The 20,240-nt window shown below is 74.6% G+C and carries 4 protein-coding genes and 1 pseudogene; 3 read left to right on the plus strand and 2 right to left on the minus strand.

What is annotated here, in order from left to right:
* Positions 1-56: 56 nt before the first annotated feature.
* Both ETAA1_RS18745 and ETAA1_RS18750 read right to left on the minus strand, forming a co-directional pair.
* A complete protein-coding gene (locus ETAA1_RS18745) occupies positions 57-10,418 on the minus strand; it encodes a protein kinase domain-containing protein (protein WP_145241126.1) in 10,362 nt (3,453 codons plus the stop codon).
* A 24-nt stretch (positions 10,419-10,442) separates the two neighbouring features.
* Positions 10,443-15,641 carry a protein kinase domain-containing protein gene (locus ETAA1_RS18750; RefSeq protein WP_145241128.1) on the minus strand — a complete coding sequence of 1,733 codons (5,199 nt, stop codon included), beginning with the start codon at positions 15,639-15,641 and terminating at the stop codon, positions 10,443-10,445.
* Positions 15,642-15,788: 147 nt separating this feature from the next.
* Here ETAA1_RS18750 and ETAA1_RS18755 point away from each other — a divergent pair, with 147 nt between their 5' ends.
* The 3 genes and pseudogenes from ETAA1_RS18755 to ETAA1_RS34010 form a co-directional block, all read left to right on the plus strand.
* Positions 15,789-16,364: an ECF-type sigma factor gene (locus ETAA1_RS18755; protein ID WP_145241130.1), complete on the plus strand. Its 576-nt coding sequence runs from the start codon at positions 15,789-15,791 to the stop codon at positions 16,362-16,364.
* A 98-nt stretch (positions 16,365-16,462) separates the two neighbouring features.
* Positions 16,463-19,204: a protein kinase domain-containing protein gene (locus ETAA1_RS18760; protein ID WP_145241132.1), complete on the plus strand. Its 2,742-nt coding sequence runs from the start codon at positions 16,463-16,465 to the stop codon at positions 19,202-19,204.
* Positions 19,205-19,437: 233 nt separating this feature from the next.
* Positions 19,438-20,226 (plus strand): annotated as a pseudogene (locus ETAA1_RS34010) (serine/threonine-protein kinase); the annotation flags it as partial.
* Positions 20,227-20,240: the final 14 nt, after the last annotated feature.

Genomic DNA, 20,240 nt, shown 5'->3' on the forward strand with positions numbered 1-20,240 from the left:
CCGGTGTACCACGTCCGCGCGCACACCGCGCGTGAGCTTCCGCCCCCTGCAGTCGATCACGGCCCGGCGTCTCCGCGAATCCCGGTCACGTCCCAGACCCTGACCAGCCGGTCCTGCGTCCCAGTCGTCGCCAGCACCCGGCCGTCCGGCGAGAAGGCCAGCCCGTAGGCCTCGCCGGCGTGCGGGAACTCGGCCAGTTGCCGCTGCGTCGTTACGTCCCACAGCCGGGCCGCCCGGTCGGACCCGGTGGTCGCCAGGGTGCGGCCGTCCAGGGCGAACGCCAGCCCGTTCACCCGGCCGTCGTGCGCCTGCCACGCCGCCACCTCGTCGCCCGTGGCCGCGTCCCACACCGTCACCCGGCCCTCCTGCCACGTCACCCCGGCGAGGAGTCGGCCGTCCGGCGAGTAGGTCAGCGGGGCGGCCGCCTTCCCGATCGTCCGCAGAGTCAGGCCGTCCGGCCCGAGCAGGAACACCCGGTCGCCGGTGCCCACGGCGAGCTGGCCGGTTGGGGCGATGACGACCGAGCGGACGTACTGCCGGGCCGGCGACGGCACGCTTTTCCGCTCGGCCCGCGTTTCGAAGTTCCACCAGCGGATCGTGGCGTCGTGCCCGGCCGAGACTAGCGTCTTGCCGTCGGGCGAGAAGGCGACCTGCCACAGCGGCCCGGTATGGCCGTCGAGCGTGCCGACCGCCCGGCCGGATTGGACCTCCCAGATTGTGATCGGGGTGCGCCGGTCGGTCGGCACGTCGCTGGGCGCCGAGAGCAGGTGCTTGCCATCGGGCGAGAACGCGAGTGCGGCGAACGTCTTGCCGCCGGGCACGGCGAGGGCATGGAGTTGCTTCCCGGTCACCGCGTCCCAGACGCGCACGCCGTCGTCCGCCCCCGAAGCGAGTCGCGTTCCGTCCGGCGAGTACGCGACGCTCACGACCCGCGTGTCATGCCCGACGAGCGCCCGCGCCGGCGGCGTCTTCGGCTCGAACACGACGCCCGGCGAGGCGAGGCGGAGGATGGTCGTGGTGCCGTCCGGGTTTGCGGTGGCGAGGTGGCGGCCCTCGGGCGACATGGCAAGGCCGTGGAGCCAGTCGGTCTTCGGCGGATATACCCGGATCACCTGCTCGCCGCCGCCAGGGGCCGGGTCGAATAGCCGGATCAGCCCGTCGCGGTTGCCGCTCGTCGCCAGCAGCCGGCCGTCGGCCCGCAGCGCCCCGCCGAGCTGCCCGCCGTCGGGGACCGTGATCCCGCGGGCCTCGGTCCGCGTCGCCAGGTCCCAGACGCCGAAGTGGACGTCGCCGCCGTACGCGTCGCCGACGACCGCCAGCGACCGGCCGGACGGGTGGAACCCGAGCCAGCGGGCGGTCCCCACCCGGACCTGGAACGCGGCGACCTCCCAGCCGGTCTCGACGTCGAACAGCGCCACCTCGCCGCCGCCGTACCGGCCGGCGGCGAGGGTCTTGCCGTCGGGGCTGAACGCCAGCGCCCACGCCGCCCCGGGGAGGCCGGCGAGGACGTGCCGGACCCGACCCGTGGCGACCTCCCAGACGAGGACCGTGTGGTGCCCGCCCGGGGCGGCGACGAGCGCGCCGTCGGGCGAGAACGCCAGCGCGCGGGGTTCGCCCCCCGTGCCGGCGAGCATCCGCACCCGTGCGCCGGTGGCCGGGTCGTACAGCACGACGTTCCCGGCGAAGTCGCCGGCCGCCAGCGTCCGGCCGTCGGGGCTGAACCCGACCGCGTTGAAGCCCCGGTCGCCGGGCAGGACGCGGTCGAACTTGTTCCCGGCCACGTCCCAGAGCCACACCCCGTGGTCGGCGCCGGTCGTCGCCAGCCGCCGGCCGTCCGGGCTGAACGCGACGGCCATCAGCTGCGCCGCCTGGTACGGGTGCGGGTCGAGCGGGGCGCCGGTGGCGGCGTCGTACCGGCGGACGTACCGGTCGATGTGGCCGGATTCGAGGCTGTCCACGACGATCGAGTACAGCGTCTTCGCGGCCGGGTCGGGGGTGAACACAGTCCAGCCGCGGCGGTCGCCGAGTGGGCGGAGTGGCGTCCCGGCGAACGTCACCACGTCCCACCGGGTGACGACCTGGTGCGTCGGCGTGACGACCCGCTGGTCGTGGCCGGCGGTCAGCATCGTCTTGCCGCCGGGCTCGAACGCGACCCAGCCGGCCGGGGTGGCGAGCGACTTCTTCAACTCCCACGTTACCGCGTCGTACACCCGGCACTCGCGGTCGGTGCCGGCGAGAAGCAGCCGGCCGTCCGGGCTGAACGCGGTCGCGGCAACGCCGCCGTCGAGCCCGTCGAGCAACTTCACCTCGGCCCCGGAGCCGAGGTCCACGACGCGGACGCCGCCGCTCGCCTGGTCGCGGACCGCGGCCCGCGCGCCGTCCGGGCTGAGGCCGAGCTGCCACACGTAGCCGCACCCCGGGATCACGCGGACGGACTCGCCGGCGAAGGCGTCCCACACCTGCACTCCGTCGTCGCCGGAGGCGACGAGCTGTTTGCCGTCCGGGCGGAAGGCGAGCGCGTCCAACCGCCCGACCTCGCTCTTGAACGTGGCAACCGTCTCGGCGGTCTCGACGTCCCAGACGCGGACGGTGCTGGGCAGTGGGCCCTTTTCGCCCCAGCCCCAGTCGCAGGCGGCGAGGTGCTTGCCGTCCGGCGTGAACGCGAGGCCGTACGCCCGGTGGGTGCCGGCCGGGAGTGTACGGACGAGCTCCCCGGTCCGCGGGTCGAAGAGCGCCACCACCTGTCCGTTCGGGACCGCCAGGTACTTCCCGGCCGGGTCGATCGCCAGGAAGGATTGCTGCGCCGACTTCGGCAGGCGGAACGGGGCGCGGCCGAACACGCCGACGACCTCCGGCGGCACCCGCCGCGCGTCGCCGGACCCGGCCTGCTTCAGCACGACCGGCGGGATGTCGGCACGGTTCAGCGCGTCGGCCGGGGCCGGGCGGGCCGCGACCGCCGTCGGGTCGGGTACGGGCCGCAGCGGGCCGGGGTCGTAGGGCGCGGGCATGGCGGGCAGCCGCAGCACCGCGACCGCCCCGTCCGGCCCGGCGACGGCCAGGTGTCGCCCGTCCGGCGCCATCGCCATCCCGTGCAGCCACGGGGTGTTCGGCGGGTACAGGCGGATGACGCGCTGCCGCGCCGGGTCGTCGGCGGCCAGCAGCACGACCGTGCCGCTCGTCGTGCCACATGCGGCGAGGAGCCGGCCGTCCGGCCGCCACGCCCCGCCGAGGTAGCCGCCGTCCAATACCGGTCCGGCCCTCACTTCGGCCCGCGTCGCCAGGTCGTAGACGCCGAGCGTCGGGTTGCCCCCGGGCCCGAGGCTGGCGGCGGCGAGGCGGCGGCCGTCGGGGTGGAAGCCGAGCCAGCGCACATCGTAGGCGCGGGCCATGAACCGCGCCACCTCGCCGCCGGTATCGGCGTCGAACAGCACGACCGCCCCGCCGCGCCAGCCGGTGGCGACGGTCCGCCCGTCGGGGCTGAATGCGACCGCCCAGGCGAGCCCGCGCGGACCGGGCAGGGCGTGCCGCAACCGGCCGGTGACGACCTCCCACACGTTCACCACGCCGACGGTCGTGGTGCCGGCGACGAGGCGGCCGTCGGGCGAGAAGGCGACGGACCGGACGTCGGAATCGCGGGCGGTCCGCAGCCGGGTCCGCGCGCCGGTGGCGGCGTCGTAGAGCACGACCGACCCGTTCCCCTCGCCGGCGGCCACCTTCGAGCCGTCGGGACTGTACGCGACGGCGGCGAAGCCGCCGCTGCTCGGGAGCGTGCCCGCGGGCCGACCCGTCGCCGCGTCCCAGAGGCGGACGCCGGGGTCGAGCCCGACCGATGCGATCCGGCGGCCGTCCGGACTGAACGCGACGGCGCCAACCTGTCCGGCGTGCCCGTCGGCCGGCAATCGCTCGGCGCCGGTCGTGGCGTCGTAGAGGCGCAGCCGCGGCTCGCACGTCTTCTGGCCGGGGTCGAGGGCCAGGTGGGAGTACAGCGTCTTGCCGTCGGCGGCGAGGAGGTACGTCACCCATCCGGCCTGGTGGCCGAGCGCCGGGAGCGGCGCTGCCTCGAACGTCTCCAGATTCCAGCGGGTGACGACGTGGCCGGCGCCCGCACCGGTCCGGAAGTCGTGGCGGGCCGAGTGGAGGGTCTTCCCGTCGGGGGCGAACGCCAGCCAGGTGGCGTGGCCGGGGAGCGTCTTCACGGGTTCGAGGGTCGCCGCGTCCCAGACGATCAGTTCCGCCTCGCCGCCGGTGGCGACGTGCTTGCCGTCCGGGCTCCAGGCCGCCGCAAGGACGTTCGCCGTGTGCCCGGCCAGCGTGCCGACCTGCTCGCCGGTGCCGAGGTCGAACACGCGGAAGGTTTTGCTCGGCCAGTCGCCGCAGGCGACCCGCCGGCCGTCCGGGCTGACCGCGATCTGCCAAACGTTCTCGTTCTTCGCGGCCATCGTCCGGCGGACGGTCGCCGTCGCCACGTCCCACTGCTTCAGCCCCTCCGTGCCGGCCGTCAGGACGACGCCGTCGGCCGGGAAGGCGACGGCGAACACCTTGTCGTAGTGGCTGTGGAGGGTGGCGGTGACGGCGCCGGTCGCCACGTCCCACACCTTCACTTCTCGCACGCCGTCGGGGCTGCTGCCGGCGAGGAACCGGCCGTCCGGGCTGAACGCCAGCGCGTACACCCGGGAGGTGTGGCCGGACAGGGTGCGGACGAGGGTCCCGGATTGCTGGTCGAAGACGAACACTCGCTCGCCGACCGGGACCGCCAGATGCCGGCCGTGGGCGTCCTGCACCATCCACCCGCCCTCGCCGGTGCGGGGGAGCCGGTGCCGCGGGTCGCAGAGGACCGCGACCACCTCGGGCGGCAGGGCGGTCGGGTCGCCGCCGACCGCGCCGCGCAGCGCGGGCGGGATGGCCTCGTGCCTCAGCGCGTCGGCCGGGCCGGGGCCGGCGGGGAGTCCCGGCACCGGCCGCGGGGGGCCGGGGTCGTAGGCCGGCGGCGCGGCCGGCAGCGGCACTAGCGGGATCACCCCGCCGCGGCCGCCGACCGCCGCGTGCCGGCCGTCGGGCGTCAGCGCCAGCGCGTTCAAGTACCGCTCCCCGGGCGGTTGCACCCGCACCACCCGGCCGGGCGCCGCCGGCGCCGCCGTGTCCCACACCCGCACCGTGCCGTCGACGGAGCCGGCCGTGACCAGCGCTCGCCCGTCCGCCCGCCACGCCCCGGCGACGACCGGCCCGTCGTGCCCGGCGAGGCGGTGCGTCTCGCGGAACGTCGTCAGGTCGTACACGACCACGTCGGTCGGCCCCACCTCGGTGCCGATGCCGCCGTACCGCACCTCCAGCCGGTAGCGGCCGGCGCCGGACTCGGCGCACGCGGTCACCTGGTAGACGCCCGGCTCCGCGGAGGTGAACTCGACGACCGACTCCCCCGGGCGGCCCGGCGGGGCGGCCCCGGCCCGGGGCGCGCCCCCGCGCGGCGCCTCGTCAATGAACAGCTGAGGGACCATCCCGCCGTCCGCGGCGCGGAGTGTGAACGTGTACCTCTCGTGTTCGTGGAGGAAGTACTCGTGCGTCGCCGCCGGGAGTTCCACCTGCTTGCCGCGGAGTGTGGCGGCGTGCTTCGGGCTGTCCGGCCCGAGCGCGCCGCCGGCCCACTGACCCGACGCCGCCAGCGCCCGCCCGTCCGGCCGGAACGCGAGCCAGCGGACGGGGCCGGGCGGGGCGGGGAACGCGCCGATCTCCCAGCCGGACTCCAGGTCCCACAGGTGAATCCGGCTGCCCCCCGACCCGGCGGCGAGGAGCCGGCCGTCCGGGCTGAATGCGGGCGCGAACGCCGGGGCCGCATCGACCCGGACGGCGCGGCGGACGCGGCCGGTGGCGACCTCCCACACCCGGACTTCGCCGTCAACCCCGGCCCCGGCGAGGAGCCCGCCGTCCGCCGAGAATGCGATCTGGTGGAAGTTGCCGGTCGTGATCTGTTTCACCTCGGCGCCGGTCGCCGCGTCGAGGACGGCGAGCGCCCCGCCGCGCCAGTGCGCGGCGACGGTGCGGCCGTCCGGAGCGAACGCGGCGGCGACCGCCGACCCCGTTCGCGCGACCGCCCAGTGCTGCCGGCCGGTCGCGGCGTCCCACCCGCGGACCGTGCCGTCGGCCCCCGCCGACACGACCCGCGACCCGTCCGGGCTGGTGTCCACCGCCCACACCTGGCCGGCGTGCATGTCCGACCTGACGGCCGCCCCGGTGACCGGGTCGTGGGTGCGGACCGCCTCCTCGGCGCCCCCGAAGGCGTCGTGGGCGACGATCGAGTAGAGCGTCTTCCCGTTCGGGCTGAGCCGGGTGCTCAGGTGCCCGCGGATGTCCGTCAGCCGGGGCAGCTTGCGACCGGCGTCGGCGTCGGCGGCCACTTCCCAGCGGGCCAGCACGTCCTGCCCGTCGCGGACCAGCAGCGTCTTCCCGTCCGGCTCGAACGCCAGCCACCGCACCTCGCCGGCCACACGCTTCCGGGCGGTGAGCGTCGCCGCGTCCCACACCACCCACTCCTTGGATCCGCCGGTGACGAGGGTCGCGCCGTCCGGGCTGAACGCGGCGGTGACGACCGGGCCGGTGTGGTCGGCATCACCCACGACCGTCGGGGGCGCTGCGGCGCCGACCTCCCAGACGTGGACCCGCGGCCCCTCGCCCCACACCGCCCGCCGCCCGTCCGGGCTGAACGTGACGCCGTAGAACAGGCCTTGCCCGAAGGCCGACGGGAACCGACGGACCATCCGCCCCGCCGCCCGGTCCCACACCTCCATCGCCTTGTCGGTCAGGCAGAGCACGAGCGCCGCGTCGGCCGAGAAGGCGAGCCCCCATGCCCGCCCGCCGCCGCCCGGCAGCACTCCCGTTTCCCGGCCGGTTTCCACGTCCCAGAACCGGACCGTGTACGGCGTTCGAAACGTGGCGAGGTTGGCGGCGGCGACGGTCCGGCCGTCCGGGGTGAAGGCGACGGCGTGGACGCGGTCGGTGTGGCCGGTCAGGGTGTGGACGAGGGCGCCGGTGCGGGCGTCGAACAGCACGAGGTCGTGCCCGCAGGGGACGGCGAGCCTGCGGCCCTGCGGGTCGGTCGCCATCTCGGACGAGAGCCCGGGGTGCGGGAGCCGGAACCGCGACCCGCCGAGCACTCCCCAGCCCGGCCGGGCCGGGTCGCGCGGCACGCCGTCGGCCAGGCCCGGCCGGGCGGCGACTTCCTCCGGCGAGGGCAGCGGCCGCGGCGCGGGGTCGTAGGGCTCGGGGGGCGCCGGCGTGCGGAACACGGCGACGCCGGCCGGCGTGGCGGCGACGAGGTGTCGGCCTTCCGGCGTGAACGCGAGGCGGCGGGCGGCGGCGGTAAACGCATAGCGGCGGCCGGGGTGGTCGCGGTCCCAGAGCACGACCGCCCCGCCGCCGCCGGCCGCGACGAGCCGGCCGGTCGGGTCCACGGCCAGCGAGTCGAGCGGCACCGGCGCGCCGGGCAGCTGCGTCTCCTGCTGCGTCGCCGCGTCCCACACCCGGACCGCCCCGTCCCACCCGCCGAACGCGAGTGTGCTGCCGTCCCCGCCGAACGCCACCCGCACCTCGACCGCCGCCCCGGTCCCGCCGGGACCGAGCCGCGCGACTCGCTGCCCGGTCGTCAGGTCGGTGACGACGACGGACCGGTCGTCGCCGGCCGACGCGAGCAGTCGGCCGTCGGGGCTGACGGCCAGCCCGCTGACGTGCCCGGCGTGCAGCCGGCGGGGCTGCTGTTCGTCCCACGTGGCCACGTCCCAGACGAGCACGGCGCCGTCGGCGGCGCCGGTCAGCAGCGTCTTCCCGTCGGCGGCGAACACGACCTTCGAGGCGCGGCCGTCCTTCTCGCCGTCGAGCGTGCGGACCGGGTCGCCGGTCGCAGCCTTCCACACACGGACGGTGCCGTCCACGCTGGCGGCGGCGACGAGCGACCCGTCCGGGTTGAAGGCGACCGAGTACACCTTCTGGGTGGGGCCGGTGAGCGAGCGCGCCGGCGGCGGGGCGGCGCCCGCCGCCCAACCGGCGAGATCCCACAGTACTAGCGCGCCGCCGTCCCCGCCGGCGGCGACCGTGCGGCCGTCCGGGCTGACGGCCACGGCCCACACGTCGGCGGCGCGGCCCTCGTACGGGAACAGCTCCTTCCCGGCCGCGAGGTCGTAGACGTGGACGACGCCGTCGACGTCCCGACCGTCTTCCATCAGGGCGTACAGGCGGTGCCCGTCCCGGCTGAGGTGGTACGCCGGCCACGCCGCACGGCGGACCGGGGGCAGCAGCGGGGCGCCCTGGTAGGTGGTCAGGTTCCAGCGGGTCACGACGTGGTCCCGTTCGGCTTCGCCGCCGCCGTGCCGGGCGGCCAGCAGGTGTTTGCCGTCGGGCGTGAACGCCACCCATTCCGCCGGGGTGGCGATCCGCGTGACCAGTTCCAGCTTCTCGGCGTCCCACAGCAGCAGTTCGCTTTCGCTGCCGGTCGCCAGGAGTTTGCCGTCGGGGCTGAAGGCCGCCGCCTCGGGCGCGCTCGTGTGACCGTCGAGCGTGACCGGAGAACCGCCCTCGACATCCCGGACGGTGAGCGCCGTGTTCGTGTGGTTACAGACGACCCGCTTGCCGTCCGGGCTGAGGGCGAAGTGGTACAGCCCCACGGCCGACCCGGCGGACTCGAACCGGCGGATCGAGGTCTTGGTCGTCAGATCCCACGTCTCCACGCCGCCGGGGCCGGACCCGTACAGCCGCTTGCCGTCGGGGCTGAACGCGACGCTGAACAGGCCGGCGACGCCGCCCGGCAGGGTGGCGGTGACCTCGCCCGTCTGCCGGTCCCAGACCATCACGGCGTGGGGTTTGGTCCGGTCGGTCCACGTCTCCATCCCGGGCTCCCCCGGCGCCCAGTTGCCCCCGGCGACGAACCGCCCGTCCGGGCTGAAAGCCACGGCGATCACGCGGCCCGCGTGTCCGGTCAGGGTGCGGGTCAGCACCCCCGTGCGGGCGTCGAAGATGGCGACTGCGTCGCCGTTGGGAACGGCCAGCCATCGGCCTTCCGGGTCGGTCGCCATCGAGTTGTTCGGCCCCCGCCTGGGCAGTCGGAACCGGGATTCGCCAAGGACCACGACGGCCTCCGCCGGCTGCCCGGGTGGGATGCCCTCGCGGGCGCGGCCGTCGAACGGGCTAGACCGCGCCGCCAGCTCGGCGGCGGTCGGCGCCCGCCACCCGGGGATGCCGGCCGGGACCGGCGGCGGCGGCCCGTCGCCGGGCGGGCGAGTGAACCAGAACACGCCGACCGCCGCGGCGACGACCGCGGCGGCGGCGCCGGCCCACCGGCGGGTGCGGCGAGTGCGCCCGGCGCGGACGCCGCGGATCGGCGGCGGCGGCGGGGCGGCCGGGTCCGCCTCGTGCGCCTGGTACGCGGCCAGCAGCCCGGCCACCTCCGCCGCCGACGCGAACCGATCGGCCGGGTTCTTCGCCAGCAGCTTCTCGACCAGCGCCGCGACCCACCGCGGCACCGCCGGGTTCTTCTCCCGCACCGGCGTCGGCTCGTCGTCGCAGACCCGGCCGAGGACGGCGACGGTGTGGTCGGCCTCGAACGCCCGCGTGCCGGTGCAGAGCGTGTACAGCACGCTGCCGAGGCTGAACAGGTCGGAGCGGTGGTCGATCTGGTCGCCGCGGGCCTGCTCCGGCGACATGTACATCGGGGTGCCGGCGATGACGCCGCTGCGCGAGATGGTGGCGTCGTCGGCGGCGCGGGCGAGGCCGAAGTCGGTCAGCTTGACGCGGCCGGTGCCGGCCTCGAGGAGGATGTTCCCGGGCTTCACGTCGCGGTGGACGATGCCGCGGGCGTGCGCCGCCGCGAGCCCCCGGGCCGCAGCGAGGCCGATCCGCACGACCTCGTCGACGGGCAGCGCACCCTCGGCCCGCGCGCGGTCTTCGAGCGTCTCGCCGCTGACGAACTCCATCACCAGGTACGGGACCGCGGCGTCGTCGTGGACCGAGTGGATCTTGACGACGTGGTCGTCGGCGACGGCGGCGGCGGCCCGGGCCTCGCGGGCGAACCGGCGGCGGGCGGTCGGCACGGCGGCGAGCGCCGGCGACAGGAGCTTGACCGCGACCGACCGCCGGAGGGTTGTGTCGATCGCCCGGAGGACAACGCCCATGCCGCCCCGGCCGACGACGCCGAATACCTCGTAGTGCCCGAGCCGGCCGAGCGAGCCGGCCTCCTGCGGCGGGGCGAGGAGGGCGACGAAGTCGGTTTCGCCTGGGCCGTCGTCCGGCGCCTGGGTGGCGCCGAAGTCCCGGCCGCCGGCGCCGGGGTTGAGGGTGCGGGTGAACCCGTCGGCCGGCGGCGGGGGCGGGTCGAACGCGCGCGTCGAGCCGTCGTCGTCGGGCGGCGGGGGCGTCGGGTCGTCGGGGTCGGTCATGGGCGGGTCCGTGTGCGGTCCGCGTCAGTCCTTCCGGGCCGGGCCGAGCACCTCGGCCGCCGGGCGGTCGTTGATCGTCTCCAGCGTCGGGATCGCACGCAGCGCGGCGGCGTCCCGCTCCGGCAGGTACGAGAACTGAACCGCCCGCAGCTGCAACCCGCGGAGCGGCGACAGGTCCGTCACCCGGGTGTTCGCGAAGTGGAGCGTCCGCAGCGGCATCCCCGCCAGCGGGCCGAGGTCGCTCACCTGCGTGATGTTCACGCACAGGAAGTCGAGCGGCAGCCCGGCGAGCGGCGACAGGTCCGTCAGCCGGCCCCCGCCGCCGACGTTCAGCCACGTGAGCGGCATCCCCTTCAGCGGCGTCAGGTCGGTCCCGCTCCAGCCCCACGCCATCAGGTATTCGAGCGGCATCCCCCTCAGCGGCGACAGGTCGGCCACCGGGTTCCCGTTCCACGACAGGTGGGTGAGCTTCAGCCCCTGAAGCGGCGACACGTCGGTCAGTTGGGTGCCGGGGCCGACCGTCATGTCGAGCTTGCGCAGCTGCGGGAGCATCCGCACCGGGCCGACGTCCTTCACCCCGCCGGTCTTGAACGCGAGCCCGGTCACCACCCCGTCCGCGACCGTCGGCGTCACCTTCCCGTCGAACCCCGGGTTCTTCTCCTTCATGGCGCGGACGAACTCGGCGACTTGCTCCTCGGGCGACAGGCCGACCAGCGACGGGGCGGCGCTCGCCGCGCGGAGATCGACCTCGACCTCGGCGTCGAACATGAGGCCCGGGTCGCCGCGGCCGGCGAGGGTGCGGGCCATCACCCCGATCGTCCGCGGGGCGGTGCCTACGAACACGTCCTTCCCGCCGTGCGTCACCCGCACCGGCTGGTCCAGGTCGAGCAACCGGTCGTCGAGGCGGATCAGCAGCTTCGGAACGCCCTCGGCGGCGGCGACGGTGATCGTCTGCGCGCCGCGTGCTGCGTCCACCAGCGTCCCATCCTTCGCCGCGTCGTCGGGCACGGCGAGCCAGTACAGCCGGTCGCGCGGCCGGTCCGACTGCTCCCACACGACGCGGTCGGGCACCGGGTTGCGGGCGAACTTCGCCATCCACGGCAGGGCGATCTTGTCCTCCAGGCCCATCCACGCCGCCTTGCCGGGGTGGAGCTTCAGTAAGTGCTCGTACCCACGCGGGTCGGCCTTGCGGAGGTCGGCGAGCCGGCCGGCGTACTCGCGTGCGGCCGCGTTCCGCTTGAACGCCGCGTCGTTCTCCCCGACCTGGATGGCGAAAGGGACGTTCCGCAGCGACCGCACCGGCGCCTTGTTCGGGTGCCCGCCCATCATTGCCGCCGCGGCCCACCGGTCCGCGACCCGCGGGGCGAGCTGGTACACCCCGTCGCCCCCGGCCCCGTACCCGAGCAGGTAGACACGGTCCGGGTTCACCCCCTCGACCGCGACCAGGTCTTCCACCAGCCGGCCCAACATGCCGTCGATGTGGGCGTCGTGCCACAAGTCCCACGTGTCGGTCGGGGCGCGGGGGGCGACGTAGAGCCCTTCTGCCACGGCGTACAACTTCTTCTGGTTCTCCCACTGGGCGTCGTTCGTCGCCTTCGCCGTCCCCCCGCCGCCGTGGAGCGACACGTACAGGCTCCACCCGTCCTTCGGCTTCTCGCCGAACGGCTGCACCGAGTACGGCATCGTGAACTCGCCCTGCCGCACGACCCGCTCCTTGACCGCGTCGGCGCGGTCCTTCCGGGTGCGGGCGAGGTGCGCGTCCCACAGCAGCGCGCGGGCGGCCGCGGCGTCCGCCTTCGTCAGCGGCTCGTCGGCGAATCGCTCCTCGGCCACCTCGGCGGGTGTGCCGCCGGTGTCAAGGGCGGCGCGGAGGCGGGTGACGGCGTCGGCCGAATCGGGGTACGGGCTGCGAGCCCACGGCGCCGCGGCGGTCGGGGCGCGGAGGATGCTGACCACCCCGTTCGACCCGGCGACGACCAGGAAGCGGCCCTCGGGGGTGAACGCGACCTGCCGCGGGGTGCCGCCGAACGGGGCTGGGCCGACGCTCGCCGGGCGGGCGGGGGCGGTGCGGTCCCACACCAGCAGAGTCTTCGCCCGCGTGGCCGCGACGAAGCGGCCGGTCGGGTCCACGGCCAGCCCGCGGAGGTTCGGCCCGCCGCCGGCCAGCACCGTCTCCTTCCGGTCGGTCGTGTCCCACAGCCGGACGGTGCCGTCCCACCCGCCGTAGGCGAGGGTCCGGCCGTCGGCGGCGAACGCGACCCGCACGTCGGCCCGGCTGGGCTTCGCCGGGCCGAGGGTCTGGAGCCGCCGGAGCGACCGCCGGTCGGCGATTCCGACCCGGCCGTCTTCGGCCCCGGCGGACGCGACGAACCGGTTGTCCGGCCCGGCCGCCACCGCCCCGACGGCGAGGTTGTGTGACCGCAGCGGCGGCTGCGGCTCGCCGGTCGAGGCGTCCCACACGAGCACCCCGCCGTCGGCGTCGCCGGCCAAGAGCAGCTTTCCGTCGCCGCTGTAAGCCACGTCGCCGGCCAGCGGCTTTTCGACCTTCAGCCGGCGGACGGCGGCGCCGGTCGCGGCGTCCCAGACCCGCACGTCGCCGTCGCCGCTGGCGGACGCGAGGTGTGCGCCGTCCGGCGCGAAGGCGACGGAGAAGACCGGTTTGGCGTGGCCGGTCAGGGCGCGGACCGGCGGCAGCGCCGCGCCCGCGGGCCAGTCGCCGAGGTCCCACACGATCACGCCGCCGTCGGCGCCCGCGGACGCGACCCGCCGGCCGTCCGGGCTGACGGCGACGGCCGCGACCTCGCCGGCGTGCCCCCGCGGCGACGCGGCCGACCAGCCGGGCACGTCGAAGGTCAGCACCCGCCGCGGCTGGTCCCGCGCCTCGGCGGTCAGCAGGAACAGCGACCTCCCGTCGGCGCTCAGCCCGACGTGCCCGCCGCGCGGGCCGATCGGCGGCAGCGCGGTCGGCTCAAACGTATCGAGGTTCCACCGGGTCACCGCGTGGCCGTTCGGGTTCTTCGCCGCCACGCAGGACGCCGACAGCAGCGACTTCCCGCCCGGCTCGAACGCCAGCCAGTTCGCCGGCGTGTCGAGCAGCTTCAGCAATGACTGCGTCTCCACGTCCCAGACCGCGAGTTCGGTGCCGTTCCCGGTCGCCAGCCGCTTCCCGTCCGGGCTGAACGCCGCGAACGCCGGGGCGGTCTTGTGGGCGGTCAACGTCGTCGGCGGGGCGTCGCCGCCGACCGCCCACAACTTCACCGCCGCGCCTTCGTCGGCCCACGCCAGCCGCGACCCGTCCGGGCTCAGCCCGAAGGTGTAGAAGACGGTCTTGTCGGCCTTCTCTGCCGGGAACGAACGTATCACCGCCTGCCCGGCCACGTCCCACACGTCGAGCCCCTTCGGGCCGGCGGCGAAGATCGTCTTCGCGTCGGCGGAGAAGGCGACGTCGCGGGGCATCACCGCGACCGGGCCGAGCGTCGCCACCGCGGTGCCGGTCTCGGCTTCCCAGACGGTGATGGTGCCGGGGGTCTTCGCGTCCGGCCGGGCGGCGGCGGCGACGAGCCGGCCGTCGCGGCTGATCGCGGCGGGGCCGCTCTCCGGATCCCGCGGGGCGAAGGTGCGGAGCAGGTCGCCGGTGGCCGGGTCGAATAGGCCGACGGCGTCCCGGCCCGGGATGACGAGCCGGCGGCCGGCGGCGTCCTGCCGGAACTCGACGTGGGCGGGGACGGCGAGTTCGTCGGGGACGAGGAACCGCGGGTCGGCGAAGACGGCGACGAGTTCGGGCGGCGCCTTCTTCGCGTTCCCGCCGCCGGCGAGGGCGAGCAGCGCGGGCGGGATCTGGTCGCGGGTGCGGCCGTCGAGCGGGCTCGGCCGGGCGGCGAGGTCCGCGGCCGTCGGCGGCTGCCAGACGGACGGCTTCGGCGGGAGCGACTCGGGGGCGACGACCTGTTCGTCGGCCGGGCGGAGTGCGCGATAGCCGGCGACGCCGAGCGCCGCGACCGCCACGACCCCGGCCGCGACCGCCGCCCAGCCTTTGGCGTCCCACCGCCGCGCGGGGGCGACGCCGGGCACGGCCGGCGCCGGCACGCGCTTCGGGTCGGCGAGGTGGGCCTGGAACGCGGCGAGCAGCGCGGCCACGTCCGCCGCCGTCGGGATGCGGTCGTCCGGGTTCTTCGCTAGCAACGTCTCGACGACCGCGGCCAGCCACTTCGGCACCCGCGGGTTCAGCTTCCGGACCGGCGTCGGGATGTCGTTGCACACCCGCCGCAGCACCGCGACGGTGTGGTCGGCCTTGAACGCCGGCGTGCCGGTGCAGAGCGTGTACAGCACGCTGCCGAGGCTGAACAGGTCCGACCGTGGATCGACCTGCCCGCCGCGGGCCTGCTCCGGCGACATGTACAGCGGCGTGCCGGCGATGATCCCGCTGCGCGAGATGGTGGCGTCGTCGGCGGCGCGGGCGAGGCCGAAGTCGGTGAGGCGGACCCGGCCGGTGTCGGCTTCGAGGAGGATGTTCCCGGGCTTCACGTCGCGGTGGACGAGCCCCTGGGCGTGGGCGGCGGCGAGCCCCCGGGCCGCGGCCAGCCCGATCCGCACGACCTCGCCGACGGGCAGGGCGCCGTCGGCCCGCACCCGGTCCTCGAGCGTCCGGCCGCGGACGAACTCCATCACCAGGTACGGGACCGCGGCGTCGTCGTGGACCGAGTGGATGTCGACGACGTGGTCGTCCCGGACGGCGGCTGCGGCCCGGGCCTCGCGGGCGAACCGGCGGCGGGCGGTCGGCACCGCGGCGAGCGCGGGGGCGAGGACCTTCAGCGCCACGGTCCGCTCGAGGGTGGTATCGACCGCGCGGAAGACGACGCCCATCCCGCCGCGGCCGACGACGCCGAGGACCTCGTAATGCCCGATCCGGCCGACCGATTCGGCCCGCCCCGGCGGGGCGAGGAGGAGCGACACGTCGGCGTCGTCGCCGGCCCCGTCCGGCGCCCGGGTGTCGGCGTCGTCCTGGACCCCGGCCCCGGGCACGATGGTGCGGGTGGGGCCGTCGCCGTCCGTACTCGGTGGGATGGTTCGGGTTACGCCGCTGTCGTCGGGTTCGGCACGCAGCAGGATTTCGACCCGGCTCCGGAGGGCGGAATCGGTGCCGCAGGCGGAATCGAGGTAGGAGGCCCGCGCCGCGGGGTCGTCGAGCGCGGCCGCGGCGGCCCGGATTTCGTGTTCGGTCATGGCGGAGTCCACGGGTGCGGGCGTGAAGCCCCGTGATCAATGCGTCGTATCCGCCGAAACCCGCCAACTTTGGCGGCAGACCAAATTATGAGAATTAGATACGGTTGCAACTTTCAATCCCTGCACCCGGGGGTAAAATGAACCGACATGCCCGAGGTGACTCGCCTGCTCGACGCCGCGGCCGCCGGTGACCGCCGGGCCGCCGCGGACCTGCTCCCGCTCGTGTACGACGAGTTGCGGGCGCTCGCCGCCGCGCGGATGGCCGTCGAGTCGCCCGACCAGACGCTCCAGGCGACGGCGCTGGTCCACGAGGCCTATTTGCGGCTGGTCGGCCCGGCCGACGCCTGCCGCTGGGAGAACCGCGGTCACTTCTTCGCCGCCGCCGCCGAGGCCATGCGGCGGATTCTCGTGGACGCGGCACGCCGAAGGGGCCGCGAGAAGCACGGCGGGGGGCTCCGGCGCGTCGAACTGGACGGCGTGGCCGCCGTGGCCCCGGACCCGCGAGACGACCTGGTCGCGCTGGACGCGGCCCTGACCCGGTTGGCCGCCGAGGAGCCGCAGGCGGCCCGGCTGGTCGAACTCCGCCACTTCGGCGGCATGCCACTGGCCGAGGCGGCCCACGTCCTCGGCGTCTCTCCGCGCACGGCGGACCGGGTGTGGGCGTTCGCCCGGGCGTGGCTCCACCGGGAACTGACCACGGACGCCGATCGCCAGCCGTCCTGAACAATTCTGGCGTAAAGCCGGCGCGACATCGCATTGTCAGCAGGTCGCCTTCCACCGGGCCCGTGCCGGAAGGTCCGCGATCGGCCGAGGTCGCCCCTATGACCGAGCGCGAGATCTTCCTGGCAGTGATCGACCTGCCCGACACAACCGCCCGGGCGGCCTACGTGGACCGGGCCTGCGGTACCGACGCTGTCCTCCGCGAGCGGGTGGAGGCGCTGCTCCGGTCCCACGAGTCGGCCGGCAGCTTCCTCGGCACGCCGGTCGTCGCCCCGCCGGACCTCGCCCACGCCGACACCCGCGCCTTCACCGCGACGCCGAACACGGACGAGGAATCGGCCGGGGTGTCCGCCGACGAGCCACTTTCGTTCCTGGCGCCGCCCGGCCGGGCGGACTCGCGCGGTCGGATCGGACACCACGAGGTCCTGGAAGTGCTCGGCCAGGGCGGGTTCGGGATCGTCTTCCGGGCGTTCGACGTGCACCTCCACCGGGTAGTCGCGGTCAAGGTGCTGGCCCCGCGGATGGCGGCCCTGTCGCCGGCCCGCAAGCGGTTCCTCCGCGAGGCCCGGTCCAGCGCCCAACTCCAGCACGAGAACGTGGTGCAGGTGTTCGAGGTCGGGGAACAGCCACTCCCCTATCTGGTGATGGAGTACGTCCCCGGCGAGACGCTCCAGCAGCGCCTCGACCGGACCGGCCCGCTCGACGTGCCCGAGGTGTTGAGGATCGCCCGGCAGGCAGCCGAGGGGCTGGCCGCCGCCCACGCCAAGGACCTGATCCACCGGGACGTCAAGCCGGGCAACATCCTGCTGGAGAGCGGCCCCCGCGGGCGGGTGAAGCTGACCGACTTCGGGCTGGCCCGGGCGGCCGACGACGCCAGCATCTCGCAGAGCGGGATCGTCGCCGGCACGCCGATGTACATGGCCCCCGAGCAGGCCAAGGGGGAGCACATCGACTTCCGGGCCGACCTGTTCAGCCTCGGCAGCGTCCTCTACGTGATGTGCTCCGGCCGGCCGCCGTTCCGGGCCAGCAACACGATGGGGGTGCTGAAGCGGGTCGCCGAGGACACGCCGCGGCCGATTCGGGAGGTTATCCCCGAGGCCCCGCAGTGGCTCTGCGACATCATCGCGAAGCTGCACGCGAAGAACCCCGCGGACCGGTTCGAGTCGGCCCGCGAGGTCGCTGACCTGCTCGCCGAGTGCGAGGCCCGCCTCAAGGCCAACGCCCGGACGGCGGACTTCCCCCGCATCGCCCGGGAGAAGGTCAAACAGACCGGGCGGTGGAGGTGGGCCGTCGCGGCCGGCGTGCTGGTGTGCGCGGCCGCGGCCGGGATCTCGGCGTACGCCCTCACCCGGCCGGACTGGAACACCGCCGGCACACCAACGCCGCCCGCGGCGGGCCCCGGCCCGTCGCCGGAACGGCGGGACCCCGACCGGGATCGCAAGGCCGCGGTCTACGTGCTGTCGATCGGCGGGGCAGTGTCAGTCAACGGCTACGAACTCTTTGGGGGTTTCGAGCAGTTGCCCAAGACCCCTTTTGCGCTCACGGGGGTTTCCCTCCGCGACAATGCGAAGGTGACCGACGAAGGGTTGGCGTTCTTCCTGGGCTGCCGGAACCTCAAGTCCCTCGACTTGGCCGTGACGAAGGTGACCGATGTCGGGCTGGGAACCTTCAAGGAATGTCGCGACCTGACCCTTCTCGATCTCTTTTCGACCAGCGTCGGCGATACCGGGGCGGCCCACTTCAAAGCGTGCAAGCTCACCGACCTTTCCCTTCGGAGCACCCGGGTGACCGATGCGGTCGGTGCGTTTTTCGGGCATAGCACGGAGCTGAAACTCCTCGGGCTTGGACACACGCAGGTGACCGAGGCGGGGTTGGCCCATTTCCGGAATTGCACCAAACTCAAGCACCTCGACCTGGACGCGCTGCCGGTGGGCGACGCGGCTGTAGTCCCCTTCGCGGAATGCAAGAATCTGGAGGTGCTTCACCTGGGCGGGACGCAGGTCACCGATGAGGGGGTGGCCCAGTTCAAGCAGTGCAAGCGACTGCAGTACCTGTTACTGCGCGGGACGAAGGTGACTGCCGTGGGGATCGATCACCTGAAGGCGGCGCTGCCGCGGTGTCGGATCGAGTGGGACGGCGGGGTAATCGATCCGGCGGCCCCCACCTTCCCGGACGACGAGGTCCGGCGCGTCGCGGCCCTTCCCGCCGCCGAGCAGGTGGAGGAGGTCCGCCGGGAACTGAAGAAGCGGAACCCAAACTTCGACGGCACGCTCAACCCGACCGTCGAGAACGGGGCCGTCACCCGGCTGGAGTTCTCAACGCTGGAGGTGGCGGACATCTCCCCGGTGCGGGCGCTGACCGGGCTCAAGGAACTCGTCTGCTCCGGCACCGACAGGATGGGGAAACTCACCGACGTGTCGCCGCTGAAGGGCATGCCTCTCTCCTTCCTGGATTGCAACAACAACGGCCAGCTCGCCGACCTGTCGCCGCTCAAGGGGATGCCCCTCAAGGAACTCCGGGTGCAGCACACCCAGGTCCGCGAGCTGGACCCCGTCGCCGGCTCGAAACTGGAACACCTGAACTGCTCGCACACGGCCGTGGGCGACCTGGCGCCCCTCAAGGGGATGCCGCTGGTCACGCTGTACCTGGACGACACGAAGGTGACCGACCTCACCCCGCTCCGGGACATGCCGCTCAGGCTCCTCAACGTCCGAGGCGTCCGTCTGCGGGCGGACCGCGACGGTGCGGTCATCCGGTCCCTGGGCCGGTTGGAAGGGATCAACGGCGAGTCGCCCGCCGAATTCCTCACGCAGTTGAACGCCGGGTCGATAGCGGACGAGTAGCGATCACGGCCACCGTGGAGGTTCGCCCCGTGGAACAGACGACGTGCCCGACGCGCGAGCAGTTGGAACAGCTCGCGTGCAACAAGCTCGACTCCGCCGACCGGCCGGCGGTCGAGGCCCACCTGCGCGAGTGTCCCGCCTGCCGGCACGCCCTCGCCCAACTGACCCCGTACCGGCCGACCGAGACGTGGCGGCCGCCGGGCGACACGGAGGCCGACGCCCCCGAGCCGCCGGTGCCCGACCAGCTCCGCCACCACCCGCGGTACCGCCTCCTTGGCATCCTCGGCCGCGGCGGGATGGGCACGGTCTACAAGGCCGAGCACCGGCTCCTCGACCGCCCCGTCGTGCTGAAGCTGATCCGGCCGGAACTCCTCGCCAACGCGAAGGTGGTCCAGCGGTTCCAGCAGGAGGCGCGGTTGTCGGCCCGGCTGACGCACCCGAACGTGGTCGGCGTGTACGAGGCCGAGGAGTTCGGCCCGTCGCACCTCCTGGTGATGGAGTACATCGACGGCGTCAACCTCGCCGAACTGGTGGCCGAGCGGGGGCTGCTGCCGGTCGCCGAGGCCTGCGAACTGGTCCGCCAGGCCGCGGTCGGCCTGGACTACGTCCGCGAGCAGGGGCTCGTCCACCGCGACATCAAGCCGCAGAACCTGCTGGTGTCGCGGGCCGGGCAGGTGAAGATCCTGGACCTGGGGATGGCCACGCTGAAGGGTGACGCGGCCGTCCCCGTACCGGACATGACCGGCGAGCGGCAGTTCGTCGGCACGGTGGACTACGCCTCGCCCGAGCAGTGGGAGAGCAGCCGGAACCTCGACATCCGCGCGGACGTCTACAGCCTCGGCTGCACCTTCTACTACCTGCTGGCCGGGGAGGCGCCGTTCCCGCACAAGAAGTACACCACAATGGTGCAGCAGATGTGGGCCCACAGCCAGGCCCCACTGCCCCCCATCCGCGAGCTGCGGCCGGACGTACCCGAGGCCGTGGCCGCTGTCCTGACCCGGATGCTCGCCAAGAGCCGCGGCGACCGGTTCGCCAC

It is taken from the genome of Urbifossiella limnaea, from assembly GCF_007747215.1.
GTDB classification, from domain to species: Bacteria; Planctomycetota; Planctomycetia; order Gemmatales; family Gemmataceae; genus Urbifossiella; species Urbifossiella limnaea.

Bases quoted from the DNA above. Each gene is read 5' to 3' on its own strand.
- ETAA1_RS18760 (WP_145241132.1), top strand. From the start codon at position 16,463: ATGACCGAGCGCGAGATCTTCCTGGCAGTGATCGACCTGCCCGACACA.
- ETAA1_RS18745 (WP_145241126.1), bottom strand. From the start codon at position 10,418: ATGACCGACCCCGACGACCCGACGCCCCCGCCGCCCGACGACGACGGC.
- ETAA1_RS18755 (WP_145241130.1), top strand. From the start codon at position 15,789: ATGCCCGAGGTGACTCGCCTGCTCGACGCCGCGGCCGCCGGTGACCGC.
- ETAA1_RS18750 (WP_145241128.1), bottom strand. From the start codon at position 15,641: ATGACCGAACACGAAATCCGGGCCGCCGCGGCCGCGCTCGACGACCCC.